Source organism: Pseudomonas sp. S60, from assembly GCF_016647865.1.
GTDB classification, from domain to species: Bacteria; Pseudomonadota; Gammaproteobacteria; order Pseudomonadales; family Pseudomonadaceae; genus Aquipseudomonas; species Aquipseudomonas parafulva.
Genome location: NZ_JACVVH010000001.1, coordinates 190,028 through 209,199, shown reverse-complemented (window position 1 = coordinate 209,199; position 19,172 = coordinate 190,028). Strand labels below are relative to the sequence as shown.

Genomic DNA, 19,172 nt, shown 5'->3' with positions numbered 1-19,172 from the left:
GGGGGGGGGGGGGGGGGGGGGGGGGGGGGGGGGGGGGGGGGGGGGGGCCGGCGGGGGGGGGGGGGGGGGCCCCCCCCCCCCAGCCGCCACATCACCCAAGCCCTACACCTGGCGGCCCTCATGCTGCTACCCCAGCAACCATTGCTGCCGCACTGCTGCCACAGCAGCACCCCTACCCCCGTCCACGCCTCAACCCCCCGCCCCACGGGCCATGCAACGCGCATGGCACAGCCGTTGCACCACCTCCCACACTCGCACACCCTCTCCCTTCAGGAGCCCCCATGACCACCGAATTCTTCTGGCGCCTGCCCTTGGGCACCGATGGGCCGCAGCTGTCCACCGACCGCCACAACCGCGGCAACCCCGCGCACCGCCCAGGCAACATCGCCCCCGGCCGCCTGCCCGATGGCCAGGCCGACGGCTTCACCTACATCGACTACATCGCCCAGGTGGCCAAGGCCGCCGAGCTGGCCGGGTTCGAAGGCGCGTTGCTGCCCACCGGCCCTGAGCCGTGGATCGCGGCCGCCGCGCTGGCCCGAGAAACCCGTCGGATACGCTTCCTCATCGCCTTCCAGGCCACCTGGACCCTGCCCGCCTACGCCGCCCAGCAGGCCGCTATCCTGCAGAACCTCAGCAGTGGCCGGCTGGACTGGAACATCATCACCGGCGGCAACCCGGCCAGCCAACGGGCCAATGGCGACTTCCTGGAGCATGACCTGCGCTACAAGCGCACCGGCGAATTCCTCGACGTGATCCAGGGCCTGTGGACCCAGGACAAGTTCAACTACGCAGGCGATATCTACCGCCTGGAAAACGGCAGCCTGCCACCGGGCCTGCAACACGAACGCAAACCGGGCGTGTACTTCTCCGGCTTTTCCGATGCCGCGCTGGACGTGGCCGCGCGCCATGCCGATGTGTACCTGAACTGGGCCGAGCCCATCGACAAGCTCAAGCCGCATATCGAACGGGTACGCGAGCTGGCCGACAAGCAAGGCCGCAACCTGCGCTTTGGCCTGCGTGTCGACCTATTCGCCCGGGAGACCGAAGAACAAGCCTGGCGCGAGCTGCGCCAGCAGTTCGAGCGCCTGGAGGGCAAGGCCAGCGCCGGCGCCAAGGGCTTCGTGACGGGTTCGGACTCTGTGGGTGGTGCACGCCAGGCGGCCTATCACCAAGGCCTGCAGGGATTTGACGAACTTATCCTGGCACGCAACCTGTGGGCCGGCTTCGCCAAGGCCAAGCCCGGCCCCACCGTAGGCCTGGTGGGTAGCCATCAACACATCGCAGAGCGCCTGGCTGAGTACCGAGATGCCGGTTTCAGCACCTTCATCCTCGCCGCCAACCCGCACCTGGAAGAAGCCTTGCGTATCGGCCAGGAGGTGTTGCCGCTTGTGCAGCAGGCAGCCACCACCCCTGAGCAGGCCAGAGCCTGAAACCCATCGGAGCTGAACATGAGCCAACCCCTCGATACCCTGTGGTACACACGCTGCCCGGTGCCCACCGGCCTGGGCATTGCCGTGCAGCAAGGCTGGCTGCAGGAAGACCTGGCCGGGCTCGGTACCCAGGTGCAGTCCGTGCGTGAGGCCGACCAGCAGGCGGTGCGTGAATCGCACTTCGATCATAGCCTGCTCAATTCCGTACGCCACGGCGGCAGCATCCCGGCCATCTGGGCCCGTGCCCAAGGCCGCGACACCCGCGTCATCGGCCTCTCCTGGGCCGATGAGGTGCAGTTGATCCTGACCCGGCCAGACAGCGGCATCCGCACCGTAAAAGACCTCAAGGGCCGCCGCTTCGGCCTGCCCGACTGGCCTGCGGCACAAATCGACTTCACCCGTGCCCAAGCCCTGCGCGGGCTGGAAAACGCCCTTAAGCTTACAGGGTTGCAAGTGGGTGACGTGGAGGTGGTCAATTACCGCTACAACGGCACTTTCAGCGACCGCCCGGTGCGCAACGTAGCCGGTACGCCGGTGTCCAGCACACGTAGCGAAGGCCGCAACCTGGAGCTGACCGGCCTTCTGCGCGGCGAGGTCGATGCGATCTTTCTCAAGGGTGCCAGCGCCGTGCAACTGGCCCACGCCTTTGCCCTGCACACGGTGATCGACACCGGCAGCCACCCCGATCCGCTGATCCGCAGCAACAACGGCACACCACGTACCCTGGCGGTGGACAGCCACCTGCTGGTGCAGCACCCGCAGGTGGTGAGTACCCTGCTCGGTTCGGTACTGCGCGCCGAACGCTGGGCACACCAGCACCCTGACGAAACCCGTCGCTACCTGGCGCGAGAAACCAACAGCAGCGAGTACTGGGTGCAAGTGGCTTACGGCAGCGACGCCCACCTGCGCCTGAGCACGCGGCTGGAAGATGAGGCCATTGATGCCCTGCAGGACTTCGTCGAGTTTCTCCAGCGCTGGCGCTTCATCCCGGCGCGCTTCGAAGTACACGACTGGGTCACTCGGCAACCACTGGAACAGCTGCTGCCCCCCCTCCCCATGGACAGGAAAACCGTTACCCCATGACCAAGCCCCTGGAAACGCTCTGGTACACCCACAGCCCCGTGCCCACCGGCCTCGGCATCGCCGTGCAGTCGGGGCGCCTGGCCGAGGCTTTCACGCCGTTCGGCACCAACATCCAGTCGCTGCGTGAATCCAGCGAACGCGAGGTGCGCGAAGCTCACTACGACCATCACCTGCAGAACTCGGTGCGCCACGGCGGCAACATCCCGGCGATCTGGGCATACGCCAGCGGCGTCGAGACCCGTGTGCTGGGGCTGTCGTGGAGCGATGAAGTGCAGTTGATCCTCACCACTGAAGAGAGTGGCGTACGCAGCATTCGCGACCTGAAGAACCGCCGCTTCGGCATACCCAAGTGGGCTAACGTACAGATCGACTTCACCCGTGCCCAAGCCCTGCGGGGGCTGGAAAACGCCCTCAAGCTCGAAGGCCTGGCGGTTGGCGATGTAGAGCTGGTCGACTACCCCTATGGCGGCACTTACAGCGACGATGCCAAGCGGCACCTGTACGGCGCCGAAGTAAGCCTGGGCACCAGCCGCGTCAGCCGCCGCAACAACGAGCTGATTGGCCTGCTGCGCGGCGATATTGACGCCATCTTTCTCAAGGGTGCGCATGCGGTGCATCTGGCCCATGAGTTCGGCCTGCGTGTGGTGGTCGACACCGGCAGCCACCCTGACCCGCTGATCCGTAGCAACAACGGTACCCCGCGCACGTTGACCGTGGACCGGCACCTGCTGGAAAACCATTTCGATGCCAGCCGTACGCTGGTCGACACGGTGCTGCGCACCGAGCAATGGGCCTGGGCCAACCCTGTCGAGACCCGGCGTTTTCTGGCGCGGGAGTTGAACACCAGCGAGTACTGGGTGGCGGCGGCCTATGGCGATGATGCACACCGGCGCTTGCGTACTGCCCTGGACAGCCGCTCGATCGAGGCGCTGCAGGACTTTACCGAGTTTCTCTTCAGGTGGGGGTTCATACCACGGCGTTTCGACGTAAAGGCGTGGATTGATTTTCGCGTACTGGAAAGTGTAATCGGTTCGACCTCTCGGTTGGCCGTATGAGTTTTTGGGGCTGCAGCGCAGCCCCAGGCACTCTAGGGCCGCGCTGCTGCCCCAGCAGCACCCGCCCAGCAGTCCACTGTTGTCCAGTAGGCAAGGCCTTTCCAGAAATCTGAAAAAGACCTTTGTAAACAGATAGTTAACAAGCTGGCACAGTCCCTGCTCTAGCTCTCCCCAACAACGCTTTACATACGGGGAGATCCACCATGCACCAGCTCAACCCTCTTGCCCGCCAGATCAGCCTCGCGCTGCTGTTGGGCGGCACCGGCAGCCAGGCCTTCGCCGCGACCGAAGAGATCCAAACCGAACCGGCCCTGGAAACGGTCACGGTCACGGCCCAGCACCGCGAGCAGACCTTGCAGGAAGTCCCGGTAGCCGTATCGGCCATCAAAGGCACCAGCATCACCGCCGATGGCGTGCGCTCGATGGGCGACATCACCACCTTTGTGCCCAACGCCTCGGCAAAGAACCCCGACGGCGACGGCCGTCCGCGCTGGTACATCCGCGGCCTGGGCACAGGCGACACCGGCGCGGCAACGGTCTTTCCGGTCGGCATCTACGCCGATGACGTCTACCTCAACGCCCCCGTTGCCGGCGGCGGGCCATTGTTCGACCTGGAGCGCATCGAAATCCTGCGAGGGCCGCAGGGCACCCTCTATGGCAAGAACACCACGGCCGGCGCAGTGAACGTGATCTCGAAAAAGCCCTCCTTCGACACCGACGGGTATGGCACCGTCGGCTTTGGCAGCAAGAACGAGCGCATCGTCACCGGTGCCATCGGCGGCGCGCTGGTGGACGAAAAACTGGCCGGGCGCGTGGCGCTGTACTCCGAGGAGCGTGATGGTTTCCAGAACAACGACTTCGACGGCAACACTTATGGCGATGTGAACAAGAAAGCCATCCGCCTGCAGTTCCTGGCGCAGCTCAACCCCGACCTTGACGCGCTGCTCAAGGTACACAGCCGCCAGTTCAAGGGCGACGGCAGCAATGGCTCGCTACCTGTGGGCCGCTATTACAACGTCGGCTACCAACGCCCGCATGGGCGCGACATTTCGCTGAACGTCAACGAAGACTACCGGCTGGACCACGACGGCGCCTCGCTGACGTTCAATTACTACCTGGGTGACTACACGCTGACGTCGATCAGTGCCTACGACTACATCCGCAACCGCTCCACCAGTGACGCTGACTACACCCCCTACGAGGTCAACGGTGCATCGATCACCGACAACAGCTACCGCCAATGGTCGCAGGAGCTACGCCTGGCGTCGCCGGAAGACCGCCCGCTGCACTGGTTGCTGGGTGCGCACTATTTCCACGAAGACCTCGACAGCTCGGCGCAGCGGGTGGTAACCCCCGGCCCTACGCCCAACGGCACCGGCTCGAATCAGGTGGGCACCACGGCATTGCGCGACATGGGCTTCGACCACCGCACCGACAGCTACGCGCTGTTCGGCAACCTGACCTACGACTTCACCGACGATTTCAGCGTCACCGGCGGCCTGCGCTGGACACAAGAGAAAAAGGACATCGACCTGGACCTGCTGCAGCTGACTCGCGCCAGCGCCAACGGCCCGCTGATCCCTTTGGGCGGCGCGGGCACCAACGGCAACCGCCAGGAAAACAAGACCTGGGAAGCCTGGACCTACGACCTCACGCCCGAGTACCGCATCAGTGACAATCTGCGGGTGTTCTTTCGCTACGCCCACGGGTTCCGCTCGGGCGGCTTCAACACCGGGCTTTCCACCAGCCTGGCGCAGTTGACCACGGTCGACCCGGAAGAGCTGGACGCCTACGAGCTAGGGCTGAAGTCGGAATGGTTCGACCGCCGCCTGACCGTCAACGCCAACTTCTTCTACTACGACTACTCCGACATCCAGGTCAATTTGCTGACGGTGAACAACGGCGTGCTCACTACCGCGCTGACCAATGGCGCCAAGGGCAAGGTCAAGGGCGCAGAGCTGGAGGTCGAAGGCCAGCCGACCGAGCGCCTGCACCTGCGCGCAGCGGTGTCATTCCTCGACACCGAATACACCGATTTCAAGAACACCAACCCCAACACCGGTGCGGTAACCGGCGACTATAGCGGTAACAGCTTCGTGCGTTCACCGCGCAACGTGGTGTCGCTGGGTGGCGATTACACCATCCCGCTGGAAGTGGGGGGCAAACTGGTGGCCGGTGGGGACGTTAGCTTCCGTGACAAGGAGTACTTCCTGGCCGACCGCCAGAGCAGCGCCGACCAAACCCTCAGCCAGCCCCACTACACCTTGGCCAACGCCCGTCTGAGCTGGTTTAGCCACGATGACAAGCTGAGCGTGACCGGTTTCGTCAACAACCTTACCGACCGTCGCTACCAGGTACACGGCCGGCCCAACGGCACCGCTGGGCAGTACGTGATCACCTACGGCGACCCACGCACCGTCGGGGTCAGCGTTACCAGCCGATTCTGATTTGAAAACCACTGTGGCCGCAGCGCGGCCCACAGCCCCACGCTGTTTGGAAGGACTACGCCATGCCCCATCACACCCTCTTGGCCAGCGCCATTGCCCTGGCCATTACCGGCCTCGCCGCGCCCGGTTTCGCCGCCGAACCCAACGACCGTCTCGATACCGTGGTCGTGGTCGGCACCCACCGCAGCGACATCACTGCCCTGCAAAGCGCCGCGCCCGTCGATGTGCTGAGCGGTGAAAAACTCCAGGAAACCGGCGCCAGCGACCTGTCCACAGCGCTCACTGCGCTGTCGCCCTCGTTCAGCTTCCCGCAGTCGCCCCAAGGCGCCTTTGCCGGCTCCATCGCACAGGGCGCCTCGCTGCGCGGCCTGGCGTCGGATCAGGTGCTGGTGCTGGTCAACGGCAAGCGCCGCCACACCAGCGCCAATGTCACCCGCCAGGGCTTGGTCAATGCCCGTGGCGCGGCTGCCGTGGACCTTAGCCTGATCCCGCTGTCGGCTATCGAACGCGTGGAAATCCTGCGTGACGGCGCGGCCGCCCAGTACGGCTCCGACGCTATCGCCGGGGTGATCAACATCGTGCTGAAGGAGCGCGACGAAGGCGGTAACGCCGGCTACCGCTTCGGCGGTTACAAGAAAGGTGACGGCCTGCAACGCAAACTGGGCGGCTGGAAAGGCTTCGCTTTGCCCAACGATGGCTTCCTGACCCTAGCCTTCGACGCCGGCAGCCAGGACCCGGCCAGCGACACCCGCGACGACAACCGCATCTTCTACCCCGGCTCCACCAGCGTCGGCACCGCGCGCGAGCAAAATAATCGCTACCGCAACTGGCGTTGGGGGTCGGGCAATGTCTCTGACCAATACAACTTCACCGCCAATGCCGAGATGGGTCTGGGCGAGGGCCTCAGCGCCTACGGTTTTGCTACTTATGCGCACAAGAATACCGATGCCGAGAACTTCTTCGACCCGCCTACCACGTTGCGCAACAACTACGGCAGCGTGGCCTTGGCGCGCTACCCTGACGGCCGCCTGCCGATCACCCGCTACGGCCTGGAAGACGTTGCCGTCACCGGGGGGCTGCGCTTTGAAAGCCAACCCCTGGGCAACTTCGACCTCGCGCTGAACTACGGTGCCAACCGGGTCGACTCCACCGACCACGATGCGATCAACCCGAGCTGGGGATCCGCTAGCCCGTCAACCATCTACACCGGCCGCCGCGAAGCCGACCAGACCAACCTGACCCTGGACTGGACACGCGACTTCGCCGACGGCTGGCTGTTCAAACCATTGACCGTTTCTGCCGGGTTGGCCTGGCGCCAGGAAAACTACGACCTGAACGAGGGCGATGCTGCCGGGTGGTCCAACGGGCCATTGTTCAACACGCGTGACCCCTTAACCGGGCGGCGCATTCCTGGCTATTACTCAGGCATCACCCAGGTCGACGCAGTATCGCTGGACCGCCGCGTAATCGGCGCGTATCTGGATGTGGAAGCGCAAGTGACCGAGCAATTCCAAGCCGGCGTGGCGGTGCGCAGCGAGCACTATTCGGACTTCGGCGACACCACCAATGGCAAGCTTTCGATGCGTTACGACTTCACCCCTCAGATCGCTGCCCGCGCCAGCGCCAGCACAGGCTACCGGGCGCCGTCGCTTGTGCAGAGCGGGTTGTCATCGTTCAGCGTGCAGGTGGTGGAACAGCCGCCAGGCAGCGATAACTGGGTCGAGGTACAACAGCGCACCCTGCGTGCCGATAGTGCGGAAGCTGCGTTGCTCGGCGGCAAGGCACTGAAGCCGGAAGAGTCGACCAACTTCTCTGTTGGCCTGGTCTGGCAGCCACTGGCCAATGCCTCGGTGACCATCGATGCCTACCGGATTGATATCGACAACCGCATCACCCTGTCCGATCAGTTGCCTGCGTCCGTGGTGGGCCCGATTTTCGCCGGCACGCCCTACGCCAGCATCCAAAGTGCGGCGTTCTACACCAACATCGCCGACACCCGCACCGATGGCGTCGAACTGGCCGGCCATTACCAACTCGATGTGGGCCGTTGGGGGCGTGTGGACTTCAATAGTGGTTATGCACGCAACAATACCCGCATCACCGGGCTGGACAACGTGGGCAACATCCCCGGCAACCAGATCATCGGCCGCAATACCCAGGGGCTGATTGAAGACGGCACCCCCAAAGACAAGCTCACCCTCAGTGCCAACTGGCTGTATGACGGCTGGAGCGTCACCGTTGCCCAGCGTCGTTATGGCGAATGGAAAAACCGCAATGCCGCCAACCCCGCGCTCGATCAGACCTTTAGCCCGCAGTGGGTGACGGACCTGGATGTTTCGTACCGCTTCAACCTTGGCCTGACAGTGTCGGCGGGCGCGATCAACCTTTTCGACAGCCATCCTGACAAGCTAGAGGGGGCCCAGCTTTATGGGGTACCCAAATACTCCATTACCAGCCCGGAGGGCGCACAGGGGGCGTTTTACTACACCAGCGTGAGTTACGACTTCTAAGCTGAAACCGGGTTGGCTTCTTCGCGGGTGAACCCGCTCCCACAGGGCAGTGCTGATCATCGAACCTGCGTAGTACCTATGGGAGCGGGTTCACCCGCGAAGATGCCAGCACCGATATTGCTGACTTACTGCTGCTCTGGAAGCACCTGACTGCTGCCCCAGCATCACCCTTCTCCCTCCAGCCTGCCAAACTGGGGCCCGCGCCGCCTGGCACAGCTCTTGCGATACAGCTCTACCTTCTGCTTTCCCAAGGCCAGCCATGCGCGTGCTCTCTCGTCTTTCCTGGTTCATGTCACCCCTGGCCCTGCTTACTGTCTGGGCCGTGGTGGCCAATGCCGGGCTGTTCCCGGCCAACCTGCTGATCCCGCCGTTTGAAGTGTGGCACAGCCTCACCGACCTGCTGGCCACCGGCGAGTTGCAAGAGCACCTGGCCGGCAGCCTGTCACGGCTGGCGCTGGGTTTCACTGGCGGCGCACTGGCCGGCCTAGGCTTTGGCGCGGCGCTGGCCTTGTCGAAAACCGTTGAGGCCTACTGCGCCCCGCTGTTCCACACCCTGCGCCAGGTGCCCAGCATCGCGCTGATCCCGATGTTCGTGCTGCTGTTTGGCGTGGACGAAACCTTCAAGGTGGTCATCGTCGCCAAGACTGCGTTTTTCCCGGTGGCATTGGCCACCTGCGAAGGTATCCGCGCAATCCCGCGAAGCCATTTCGAAGTGGCTGCGGTGTACCGCCTGCGCTGGCCCACGCTGGTGGGCCGGATTGCCCTGCCCGCTGCAGTCCCGGCCATTGTCACCGGCATACGCGTGGCCCTGACCCGCGCCTGGGTGGTGCTGGTAGCTTGCGAGCTGCTGGCAGCCGACAGCGGCCTGGGCCAGATGATCGAAATGGGCCGGCAGATGCTGCGCATCGATGTCGTTATGGTCGGCGTGGTGCTGACCGGGCTGATCGGCTTCAGCCTGGACTTCACCCTGCGACGCGTGGAACGCCACTTGTCAGCCTGGCAATGCCGTTGAGGAGGCTGTGATGAAACGACCTGATTTGCGAGGCTTGGTGCTGCCGCTGGTGTTGATCGGTGCCTGGGAGTATGCCTCTCGCCAAGGGGCGGCCGGTGCCTATGCGTTCGTGCCCCTGGCGCAGGTGGGCACAGCACTGGCCGAACTGCTGGGCAGCGGCGAATTGCTGGTCAACCTGTGGGCCAGCCTGTTACGCACCTGCAGCGGGCTTGCCATCGGCATCGTCGGCGGGGTCGGGCTGGGGGCGTTGATGGCCCTGTCCACCCCCGCCAATCGCCTGATCGCCCCGCTGTTCCACGCCCTGCGTCAAGTGCCGATGCTGGGCTGGATCCCGCTGATCGCCTTGTGGCTGGGTAATGGTGAAGGCGCCAAGTTGCTGAGTGTCAGCCTGGCAGCGTTGTACCCGATGGTGCTCAACACCTTTGAAAGCCTGCGCCAGGTCCGCGGCCAGCACCGCGAAGCAGCACGCGTGTTGATGCTCACCCGCTGGCAGCAGCTTTGGCTGATCCTGCTGCCCGCCGCACTGCCAGGCATTGCCGCAGGAGTGCTGCAAGCCTTGGCCTTCGCCTGGGTAACCTCGGTAGGCAGCGAGCTGTTCCTGTCTGCCGGGGCCGGCCTCGGCAGCCTGATGATGAACGCCGAAGCTGCTGCGCGCATGGAGATCATCATGGTCTGCGTGCTGTGCATCGGCCTGAGTGGCTACCTGATGTCCTGGCTATGCACCCTGCTAACCCGCCGCCTGCTGCGCTGGCGCACCCACCATTGAAAGGCCCGTCCATGAACGCCATCGCCCACGCTGTACCCACCACCGCCAGCACTGGCGCCCTGACCATCCGTGGCCTGAACAAGACGTACCGGCTCAAGGGCAAGCCGGTGCAGGTGCTCCAAGGCATCGACCTAGATATCCGCCCTGGCGCATTCGTCAGCATCCTCGGTGCTAGCGGCTGCGGCAAGTCCACCCTGCTTCGGCTGATTGTCGGGCTAGACCAGGACTACCAGGGGCAGATTCTACTGGACCGAAACCTCGTGCGCGGGCCAGGCCTGGAGCGCGGCATCGTGTTCCAGGACCATCGCCTGTTCCCATGGATGACTCTGCAGCAGAACATTGCCCTGGCATTGAAAAACCATCAATTGCCAGCAGCCAACAAGGACCGGTTGGTGTCCGAGCACATCGAACTGGTAGGCCTGAGTGGTTATGAGCAGGCCTACCCGCACCAGTTGTCTGGGGGCATGGCCCAGCGCGCGGCGATTGCCCGGGCGCTGGTGAACAAGCCCAAGGTGCTGCTGCTGGATGAACCGCTCGGCGCACTGGATGCCCTGACCCGGGTACGCTTGCAGCAGGAGCTGCAACGCATCTGGGTGCAGGAGCGTTGCACGGTGATCATGGTGACCCATGACATCGAGGAAGCACTGTACCTGGGTGACCGGGTAGTGGTGATGGATGCGCAGCCAGGCAGAATCAAGGAAGACATAAGCATCGATCTACCTCATCCCCGCAAGCGGGACAGTGAGCTTCTGCACGATCTCAAACAGCGGCTGTTGCGACAGTTGGCAGACGCTTGAGGAGGAACCGACGGGCGCGCTGGGAACAGCGCGCTGGCCGAGCCTACGCCGACATCACCGCCCCGTGATCAACAGTTGAACACCACCGAACGTTTGACCCGTTCATCTACAGCCAATGAAAACACATCTGGCCGCGCATAGTGCCCAACCACATCGAAGTCATACCGAGCCCGGGTCAATTCCTCGATATCAACCTGCGCTGTCAACAACCCCTCCTCTCCGCGCAACGGCCCGGCAAGCACGTCGCCCAGTGGTCCCACAATCACACTGTTGCCCTGGATCAGTGGCCGGTCCTCGTCCCAATGCGGCACCTGCACCCCCAGTTCCTTGGGCGAAGGCTGCACCTGGCAGGCGCTGACCACAAACATCCGGCCCTCGTGAGCAATGTGGCGCATTGACGCCTGCCATACATCCCGCTCGTCCACCGTAGGGGCGCACCAGACCTGCACGCCCTTGGCGTACATCGCAGTGCGCAGCAGCGGCATGTGGTTCTCCCAACAGATCGCCGCGCCCACCTTGCCGAATGGCGCCTCAAGCACAGGCAAGGTCGAGCCATCCCCCTGGCCCCAGATCAGGCGCTCGGTCCCGGTTGGCATCAGTTTGCGGTGCTTAGCGACCAGCCCTTGCTCCGGTGAGAAAAACAATGCCGTGCAGTACAGGGTATTACCGCCCCGCTCGATCACACCCACAACCAGGTGAGCACCGGTGCGTTCGGCAAGCCCGGCCAGCTCGTCGGTTTCCACGCCCGGCACATCGATGGCGTTCTCGTAATAACGCTGGAAGGTTTCCCGCCCCTCTGGCAGCCGATAGCCCAGGTAGGTGCCAAAGGCTTCACCTTTCGGGTAACCGCCAAGCACGGCCTCTGGCATGACCACCAGGTTGGCGCCCGCCCCTTTGATCTGTGATTCGTAGGCCAGGATGGCCTCGAGTGTGCTGGTTTTGCCTTCAGGCCTGGAGCCAATTTGCAGTGCAGCAACGGTAGTGGTGGCCATGGTCGTTATCTCGCATGTTATGGCTGGAATATGGGTATAGTCCGTCCGCGCCAACTATCAATCAATCCGCATGGCTGACTAACTGATATGAGCAATAATGATATCTTGGGCATGGATCTCAACTTGTTGAAAGTATTCGAGGCCCTGTACGAAGAAGGCGGTGCAAGCCGCGCCGCGATCCGCCTGGGTATCACGCAACCCGCCGTCAGTGCTGCGTTGACGCGCTTGCGTGTGGTGTACGCAGACCACCTGTTCGAGCGGACCGGCCGGGGCCTGCGCCCCACGGCCAAGAGCGAAGAACTGCGGCCGGTGATCGCCAGCGCCCTGGAAAAGTGCCGTCAGAGCCTGTTGCTCGCCAGCCCCGATGGCGACGGGTTCACGGGGCGCACCCTGACGCTCGGGCTCTCCGATGACCACGAACTGGCCATCGGCAGGCAACTGGTCGACCTGGCCAAGCGCAGCGCGCCGGGGCTCAGGATCATCTTCAAGCAGACCCACAGCATGGTGGCAGGCGATGCCTTGATGGGCAGGCATATCGACCTGGCCTTGACCGCAGGTACCCTCGGTTCGCGGGCGCTGGGCCGCAAGGTGCTGGGCACCGGCGGTTACAGTTGCTTGATCGCCCGGCAAGCCGATCAGCAACCGGTTGAGCTGACACTGGACGGGTTTCTCGAGCGCAACCACCTGCTGGTGTCGTCGGGTGGGTACGTAGGCGTGGTCGATGAAGCCCTGGCAGCGCTGGGCAGGTCACGCACGGTCGAGGCCTCCACCACCCACTTCGCCGCACTGCCCAGCCTGCTGGCAGGTACCGATTGCGTGGCCACGCTCCCGAGCCATGCAGCCCACGCCTTGGCGAAAACCAGTGCGGTGGTCTGCTGCCCCTGCCCCATCGACTTGCCCAGGTACTCGGTCGAACTGGCTTGGCGGGTGGACAGCACGCGTGACCCGGTGGTGCAGAAGGTCAGCGGTTTGATTGGCGAGGTTCTGCAGGCTATCAGGGCGCACGACCTGATGCTCGGTCATGACTGAGTGCGGCGTGATTTGACCGGCTCGGTTTGATTGGGCCCAACCGCAATCCAACATACAATGCCGCCCTCTATCCGTTCACCGCTTTGCAACAGGGAAGGTTCTGACATGAATGTCTTCAATCACCGTGACGGCGCGTACCTCGATATCGACGACGCCCGTATCTATTTCGAACAACTGGGTGCGCAAGACGCCCCTGCACTGATTCTGCTGCACGGCGGCCTCGGCCACATCGAAACCTTCAATACCATCACCCCATACCTTGCCGAACACTGGCGCCTGATCGGTATCGACAGCCGAGGCCAAGGGAAATCCACGTTGGGCAGTGCCGGCCTCACCTACCAGCGCTTGCAGCAGGATGTAGAGCGCGTTATTGAGCACCTGGGGCTTACATCGGTCAGCATCATTGGGCACAGCGATGGCGGCATTGTCGGCCTGCGCCTTGCTGCCTCCAAGCAGGTTCGAGTGGACAAGCTGGTTACCCTGGGTGCCCACTGGGCGTTGAAGCAGGATGACCCCACGCGTGGGTTGTATGCAGGCATAACCGCTGCGAAGTGGCGAGGGCTGTTTGCAGAAGAAGTCGAACAGTACGAATCATTGAATCCGGAACCTGACTTTGCCCATTTGATGGATGCAGTCAAAGCACTTTGGCTCGATACCAGCGAGGCGGGGTACCCAGGCGCCAGCGTCAGTGCCATCACCGCCCCTTTGTTGGTGGTGCGCGGTGACGAAGACCCGCTGGTGTCCCGCATCAATGCATTGGAACTGGCAGACCAAGTGCCTGGGGCGCAGCTGCTCAACCTCGCCTTTGCCGATCACTCCCCCCATGAAAGCCGGCCTCAATGGCTGATGCCGATGGTGGATGCGTTTCTCAACCCACGGTGATGAAACTATTGCGCCTTGATCCCACTCAATCGGCCAATACCGCGGCAGTTCTGTCGTTTCTCGATGGTTGACCACGAAACAAGGGCACCCCCATGATCGCTCGCTGGCGTTGGGCACTGGCACAAACCACAAAACGGCTGTGGTTTCGCGCCACCCTGTTCTCCTTCATCGGTGTGCTCACCGCCTTGTTGGCTATCGCCTTCCGCGACTTCGTGCCGCCCTCGCTGCCGGCCAAGGTCGGTGCGGATTCGGTAGACAAGATCCTCGGTATCATCGCCTCCAGCATGCTGGCCGTGACCACGTTCTCCCTCAGCACCATGGTGTCGGCCTATGGCGCCGCCAGCAGCGGGGTGACGCCACGGGCCACCAGCCTGGTAATGGAAGACTCCACCACCCAGAATGCGTTGGCCACGTTCATCGGCTCGTTCCTGTTCAGCCTGGTGGGCATCATTGCCTTGAGCACCGGCGCCTATGGCGCGCAGGGCCGGGTGGTGCTGTTTGCGGTCACCCTCGTGATGGTGATTCTGATCGTGTACACGCTGCTGCGCTGGATCGATCACCTGTCCAAGCTCGGCCGCGTCGGTGAAACCATCGACCGTGTGGAGGTCGCCACCATCACGGCGCTGGAAAACCGGGCGCGCTGGCCGTTTCTGGGCGGCGAAGCCTACCCCCGCGACTTTGCCCTGCCCGCCCATGCCAGCACCCTCGTGAGTACTGGCACCGGCTACGTCCAGCACGTGGATGTGAATGCCCTGGCGCTTGCGGCCAAACAGCATGGTGTGGCCATTTACCTGGAAGTGCTGCCAGGCAGTTTCCTGCACCTGGGTGCCGTGGTTGCGCACATCGTGGGCAAAGGGAGCCAGGAGGTCAGCGCTGAGTTACAAACTGCGGTACTGGCCGCGCTCACCATCGGCTTGCGCCGCACTTATGAGCAAGACCCACGCTTCGGGCTGTCGGTGCTGGCAGAGATCGCATCGCGCGCGTTGTCACCCGCCACCAACGACTCAGGCACCGTGATAGACGTGATAGGCCGGGGGGTACGCTGTTTCACCCAGTGGGCTCAACAGGCGCCCGAGCAGGAAGCCAAACACCCATGCAGGGATGTATACGTGCGTGCGCTGAGTGTGGATGACATGTTCGATGACTTTTTCACGCTGATCGCGCGCGACGGAGCGGGCCTGCTTGAAATCGATATCCGCTTTATCAAGGCACTCGCCAGCTTGGCGGCTATTGACGCAGACAAGTTTGGGCAGGCCTGCGCCATGCATGCCGCCCTGCTGGTCAAGCGCGCTGAACGCGCGCTACCGCTGGAGGAAGACAAAGCGCGGCTGCAGGCGCTGGTTTTGTCGTCAGCGCCATTGCCCGGCAGTAGACCGAGCTAATTGGCAAAGGCGTGTCAGCATGCCTGGCTACGTATTCGGTGCCATCTGCACAACCGCGCACCGGCCATTGGCCCTGACCTTCTCGACGATGTGCGCCCGGTTCACGAATACATTGATTTCGCAGCTGCCTGAATGCCGCACGTCTTCCCAGTATTCCTGGTGTACCAGTTGCCCGTTCATTGGCCCGGTGTACGTGCCTGCCGCCTCGCGGGTGATGTAGTCGGTGTCTCGCACGTATCTGAGCACCACCAGGTCCTGGTCCGGCGCAATCATGATCACCCGCGGCACGCCGAAATGGTCGATCAATTCGCCAACAGGCCGGCCTTTCCAGGCACTGGTGGCCTCCAGTGAAGAACAGCCGCTGAGCAAGGCCGCGCCTAGGCACAGCATGAACAATCGGTGCATTAGGTTTTTTCTCCCTGAAAGCCGGCTTACTTGGCAGGCATCTGTGCAAAGGCTTCGTCTATCTGCTTGATCAGCTCGACCTTGAGCGATTCACGGTTGAGGATCTCGAACAGTTGTGGGCCCGCCTTGGTCATTTGCGATGCAGACATCACACCCAGGCGCTCCATTTTCTTCGCTGGGCGTTCACCTGGCTTACAAACAAAATCGCGGCTTTGCGCCACCCAAGGCTCAGGTTTGGTTTGCCACTGGGCATTGAACTTGCCCTTGCGAAATTGATTGGACACACTGCTGAAGTCCTGCGCGCCCATGACGCGTGCAAGATTCTTCTTGCAGTCGATTTCGACGTCATAGGCGGTGAAATTGGGTTTTCCCGGCTCTTCGTAAAGCCGGTACACCCCCAACGACTGTGCACCACCCGGGCGGGCAAAGATATTCTTGGGGTCGCCATCGGCGAGGAACACCTGTTGCTTGCCCAGACCGCCCTGATAGTGAACCACCCAGTAGTCGCCCATCAGCACATCACTTGCCTGGGCCGAGAGGGCGTTGCACAGCAGTGCTAGCGGCAGCAATCGCCATGTTGGAAAGCGCATCATGAGCCATTCCTTTGCCATTAGTGAAAAACTGCAAGCGTTGCACGGTCGTTGGTTGGCAAAGGGCTATCTAGTACATGCGCACTAGGCGGATGCACTGAGGGCCTGCCTGCTACCGCAAAAATAAACAAACCCAAGACGTTCCTTTCACTTAATTTTCACCCCCTCTGCGCGATCCTGAAGCTATCCCTACGTGTGATAGACCTTGCCCGCCTAGCAGCGGGCTTTCTTTTGCCCGCGATTTGACCTGCCTGCCCTTCCCGATCCCTTCTGATGACATGCCCGCGCTTGCAAACGGCCGTTCGTGTCGTTACATAAAATCTAAGCGGTAATGATTCGCAATCGCTATCATGCGGTTCTCCGCCGCCAGGCTGGATCCCGTCATCCCCTTTTCCTCAAGCAGGTCGACTCATGTACGTCCCGAACTTCCCGCGCAAATGCGCGTTGCGCGCTGTCTGGCTGCCCCTTGGGCTTGTTGCGAGCGTTGCATCCCCCATGGCCTTGGCACAGCAGAGCCTGGAAATCCCCGTACCCACTACGCAACCGGCCAGCGCCAAGGGGGCACAGGGGGCGGTACTGGAGCTGGACGAGACAGCGGTATCGGCCAGTGCAGACGCATCCAGGGACGGCCTTGTGCCTGAGTACGAGGGTGGCCAGGTGGCCCGCGGTGGGCGGGTGGGTATTCTGGGCAACAAGGACTACATGGAGACGCCGTTCACCTCCACCTCCTACACCAACCAGCTGATCCAGGACCAGCAGGCCCACAGCGTCGCGGATATCCTGCAAAACGACCCTTCTGTGCGCATCGCCAGGGGGTTCGGCAACTTCCAGGAGCTGTACATGATGCGCGGCTTCCCGCTGTACTCCGATGACATCGCCTACAACGGGCTGTACGGGCTGCTGCCTCGGCAATACGTGGCCTCGGAATTCATCGAGCGGGTTGAAGTGTTCCGTGGTGCCAGCGCGTTCCTCAACGGCGCAGCCCCGGGCGGGACGGGCATTGGCGGGGCTATCAATATTCTGCCCAAACGCGCACCAAATACCCCGCTCACCCGGCTGACCGTGGGCGCGGAAAACCGCGGGTTCGGCACGGTGGCCGCCGACGTGGCCCGGCGCTTCGGTGAAGAGGACCGCTTTGGCGTACGCGTGAACGTGGCCAAACGCGGCGGTGAAACGGCGGTGCAGGACCAGGACCGCTCGCTGGACATGTTCGCCCTGGGCCTGGATTACCAGGGTGAGCGCTTGCGCCTGTCGGCGGACCTTGGCAACCAGTACCACTTCATCGACAACCCGCTGCCCAGCGTCACCCCCACCGGCCGGGTGCCCAGCCCACCGGATGCCGACAAGAACTACGGGCAACCCTGGACCTATTCCAAGGAAAAACAGACGTTCGGGACCTTCCGCGCCGAGTACGACCTGTCCGACGCGCTCACCACCTGGGCGGCGGTGGGCATGCGCAAGGGCGAAGAGAAAAACGTGCTGGCCAACCCGTCGTCCGATGCAAACGGCGTGACACGCTCCACGCGCTTTGACAATTACCGGGAAGAAACCGTAACCACCGGTGAGGTGGGCATGCGTTACAGCCTGCAGACCGGCCCCGTGTCGCATCAGTGGGTGGTATCCGGCGCAATGTACGACACCAAGGACCGCAATGCCTGGGCTGGCAACTTTACCGGGTTTGCCAATGACCTGTACGACCCCTTCACCGTGGCCAAGCCAGGCAACACCAGTTTCAGCGGCTCGATGTCCGACCCACACATCACCTCGCGCACCCACACCCAGAGCCTTGCCATCGCCGACACACTCGGCTTTTTCGATGACCAGTTACTCGTTACCCTCGGCGCACGCCGCCAGGGCCTGGACGTGACCGGTTACGACTACAACTCCGGTGACAAAACGTCCCAGTACAACCGCTACGAGACCACCCCTGTAGCCGGTGTGGTGTATCAGCTCAATGAGCAGTTCTCCGTGTACGCCAACTACATCGAAGGCCTGACCAAGGGCGACACGGCGGGTGCCACCACTACCCTGCCCGACGGCTCGAAGGCTCCCGTCCTCAACGCCGGCGCCTCCCTGGCACCCTATGTGGCCAAACAGACTGAGCTCGGCGTGAAATACGACGGCGGCGGTTTGGGCGGTAGCCTGGCCGTGTTCGAGACCCGCAAGCCGGTGGGTATTGTCGAGAACCAGGTATTCAAGGACGGTGGCGAACAGCGCAACCGCGGTATCGAGCTCTCGCTGTTCGGCGAACCAACCCCTGGGGTGCGGTTGCTGGGGGGTGTGACGCTGCTGGACGCTGAACTGACCAAGACCCAGAACGGCCAGAATGATGGCAACGAACCCATTGGCGTGCCCAGAACCCAGGCTAACGTGGGTGGTGAATGGGACGTACCTGGCGTGAATGGGCTGACCTTGACCAGCCGGGTGATTTATACCAGCCGCCAGTACGTGAACAACGCCAACAGCCTGGAAATCCCGTCCTGGACCCGCCTGGACCTGGGTGCGCGTTACGGTTTCAAGGTGGACGACAAGGACGTGACCCTGCGTGCACGCCTGGATAACGTTGCCGGGCGTAATTATTGGGCGTCGGCCGGTGGCTACCCGGGTTCCAACTACCTGGTACTGGGTGCGCCACGCACCTTGTCCCTGAGCGCGTCAGTCGACTTCTGAGCAAAAACAATCAGGTAGCAGGCAGTAAATATAGGCGCATAAGAATATGAATATTGATTCTATTTAGGAATAAATAATTTCCTTATTCTGGTCGTCCCAAGCGCCGGCATGTTTAGTGCCGG

General features: G+C 62.8%; 15 protein-coding genes. 12 read left to right on the top strand and 3 right to left on the bottom strand.

The genetic code is table 11. The annotated features are described in order from the left end of the window. The first annotated feature begins 281 nt into the window (after window positions 1-281). The 8 genes from IAE33_RS00845 (at window position 282) to IAE33_RS00810 (ending at window position 11,100) form a co-directional block, all read left to right on the top strand. Entirely contained in the window at window positions 282-1,430 is a 1,149-nt protein-coding gene (locus IAE33_RS00845) for an LLM class flavin-dependent oxidoreductase (RefSeq protein ID WP_201161729.1), read from the top strand. An 18-nt stretch (window positions 1,431-1,448) separates the two neighbouring features. Continuing rightward, entirely contained in the window at window positions 1,449-2,513 is a 1,065-nt protein-coding gene (locus tag IAE33_RS00840; RefSeq protein WP_201161728.1) for an ABC transporter substrate-binding protein, read from the top strand. Continuing rightward, window positions 2,510-3,568: an ABC transporter substrate-binding protein gene (locus tag IAE33_RS00835; protein ID WP_201161727.1), complete on the top strand. Its 1,059-nt coding sequence runs from the start codon at window positions 2,510-2,512 to the stop codon at window positions 3,566-3,568. The genes IAE33_RS00840 and IAE33_RS00835 overlap by 4 nt, the downstream gene beginning before the upstream one ends. Before the next feature lie 203 nt (window positions 3,569-3,771). After that, window positions 3,772-6,015, top strand: a complete 2,244-nt coding sequence (locus IAE33_RS00830) for a TonB-dependent receptor (RefSeq protein WP_201161726.1) — start codon at window positions 3,772-3,774, stop codon at window positions 6,013-6,015. A gap of 62 nt (window positions 6,016-6,077) precedes the next feature. Beyond that, window positions 6,078-8,525, top strand: coding sequence for a TonB-dependent receptor plug domain-containing protein (locus IAE33_RS00825; RefSeq protein WP_201161725.1), 2,448 nt, complete (start codon window positions 6,078-6,080; stop codon window positions 8,523-8,525). Window positions 8,526-8,784: 259 nt separating this feature from the next. Beyond that, on the top strand, window positions 8,785-9,537 hold the full coding sequence (locus IAE33_RS00820) for an ABC transporter permease (protein WP_201161724.1): 753 nt from the start codon (window positions 8,785-8,787) through the stop codon (window positions 9,535-9,537). A gap of 10 nt (window positions 9,538-9,547) precedes the next feature. Further along, complete coding sequence (locus IAE33_RS00815; RefSeq protein ID WP_201161723.1) at window positions 9,548-10,303, top strand: ABC transporter permease; 756 nt, start codon at window positions 9,548-9,550, stop codon at window positions 10,301-10,303. 11 nt (window positions 10,304-10,314) lie between these two features. Next, window positions 10,315-11,100, top strand: a complete 786-nt coding sequence (locus IAE33_RS00810; protein ID WP_201161722.1) for an ABC transporter ATP-binding protein — start codon at window positions 10,315-10,317, stop codon at window positions 11,098-11,100. Between the two features lie 68 nt (window positions 11,101-11,168). On the opposite strand, the gene IAE33_RS00805 is transcribed toward IAE33_RS00810, so the two are convergent. Beyond that, window positions 11,169-12,092 (bottom strand): carbon-nitrogen hydrolase family protein, encoded by a 924-nt coding sequence (locus IAE33_RS00805; protein ID WP_201161721.1) that lies wholly within the window; start codon window positions 12,090-12,092, stop codon window positions 11,169-11,171. Between the two features lie 87 nt (window positions 12,093-12,179). On the opposite strand from IAE33_RS00805, the gene IAE33_RS00800 reads away from it, so the two are divergent. The 3 genes from IAE33_RS00800 (at window position 12,180) to IAE33_RS00790 (ending at window position 15,385) form a co-directional block, all read left to right on the top strand. After that, window positions 12,180-13,121, top strand: a complete 942-nt coding sequence (locus IAE33_RS00800) for a LysR family transcriptional regulator (protein ID WP_201161720.1) — start codon at window positions 12,180-12,182, stop codon at window positions 13,119-13,121. A 105-nt stretch (window positions 13,122-13,226) separates the two neighbouring features. Next, window positions 13,227-14,003 (top strand): alpha/beta fold hydrolase, encoded by a 777-nt coding sequence (locus IAE33_RS00795; RefSeq protein ID WP_236405883.1) that lies wholly within the window; start codon window positions 13,227-13,229, stop codon window positions 14,001-14,003. A gap of 92 nt (window positions 14,004-14,095) precedes the next feature. Continuing rightward, window positions 14,096-15,385 carry a DUF2254 domain-containing protein gene (locus IAE33_RS00790; RefSeq protein ID WP_201161718.1) on the top strand — a complete coding sequence of 430 codons (1,290 nt, stop codon included), beginning with the start codon at window positions 14,096-14,098 and terminating at the stop codon, window positions 15,383-15,385. A 27-nt stretch (window positions 15,386-15,412) separates the two neighbouring features. On the opposite strand, the gene IAE33_RS00785 is transcribed toward IAE33_RS00790, so the two are convergent. Both IAE33_RS00785 and IAE33_RS00780 read right to left on the bottom strand, forming a co-directional pair. Continuing rightward, a complete protein-coding gene (locus tag IAE33_RS00785) occupies window positions 15,413-15,790 on the bottom strand; it encodes a hypothetical protein (protein ID WP_201161717.1) in 378 nt (125 codons plus the stop codon). Between the two features lie 26 nt (window positions 15,791-15,816). Then, window positions 15,817-16,383, bottom strand: a complete 567-nt coding sequence (locus tag IAE33_RS00780) for a hypothetical protein (protein WP_201161716.1) — start codon at window positions 16,381-16,383, stop codon at window positions 15,817-15,819. Between the two features lie 408 nt (window positions 16,384-16,791). On the opposite strand from IAE33_RS00780, the gene IAE33_RS00775 reads away from it, so the two are divergent. Next, window positions 16,792-19,050, top strand: coding sequence for a TonB-dependent receptor (locus IAE33_RS00775; RefSeq protein WP_201161715.1), 2,259 nt, complete (start codon window positions 16,792-16,794; stop codon window positions 19,048-19,050). Window positions 19,051-19,172 lie beyond the last annotated feature (122 nt).

Coding starts and splice junctions, on each gene's coding strand:
- IAE33_RS00845 (WP_201161729.1), top strand. CDS start 282: ATGACCACCGAATTCTTCTGGCGCCTGCCCTTGGGCACCGATGGGCCG.
- IAE33_RS00840 (WP_201161728.1), top strand. CDS start 1,449: ATGAGCCAACCCCTCGATACCCTGTGGTACACACGCTGCCCGGTGCCC.
- IAE33_RS00835 (WP_201161727.1), top strand. CDS start 2,510: ATGACCAAGCCCCTGGAAACGCTCTGGTACACCCACAGCCCCGTGCCC.
- IAE33_RS00830 (WP_201161726.1), top strand. CDS start 3,772: ATGCACCAGCTCAACCCTCTTGCCCGCCAGATCAGCCTCGCGCTGCTG.
- IAE33_RS00825 (WP_201161725.1), top strand. CDS start 6,078: ATGCCCCATCACACCCTCTTGGCCAGCGCCATTGCCCTGGCCATTACC.
- IAE33_RS00820 (WP_201161724.1), top strand. CDS start 8,785: ATGCGCGTGCTCTCTCGTCTTTCCTGGTTCATGTCACCCCTGGCCCTG.
- IAE33_RS00815 (WP_201161723.1), top strand. CDS start 9,548: ATGAAACGACCTGATTTGCGAGGCTTGGTGCTGCCGCTGGTGTTGATC.
- IAE33_RS00810 (WP_201161722.1), top strand. CDS start 10,315: ATGAACGCCATCGCCCACGCTGTACCCACCACCGCCAGCACTGGCGCC.
- IAE33_RS00805 (WP_201161721.1), bottom strand. CDS start 12,092: ATGGCCACCACTACCGTTGCTGCACTGCAAATTGGCTCCAGGCCTGAA.
- IAE33_RS00800 (WP_201161720.1), top strand. CDS start 12,180: ATGAGCAATAATGATATCTTGGGCATGGATCTCAACTTGTTGAAAGTA.
- IAE33_RS00795 (WP_236405883.1), top strand. CDS start 13,227: ATGAATGTCTTCAATCACCGTGACGGCGCGTACCTCGATATCGACGAC.
- IAE33_RS00790 (WP_201161718.1), top strand. CDS start 14,096: ATGATCGCTCGCTGGCGTTGGGCACTGGCACAAACCACAAAACGGCTG.
- IAE33_RS00785 (WP_201161717.1), bottom strand. CDS start 15,790: ATGCACCGATTGTTCATGCTGTGCCTAGGCGCGGCCTTGCTCAGCGGC.
- IAE33_RS00780 (WP_201161716.1), bottom strand. CDS start 16,383: ATGATGCGCTTTCCAACATGGCGATTGCTGCCGCTAGCACTGCTGTGC.
- IAE33_RS00775 (WP_201161715.1), top strand. CDS start 16,792: ATGTACGTCCCGAACTTCCCGCGCAAATGCGCGTTGCGCGCTGTCTGG.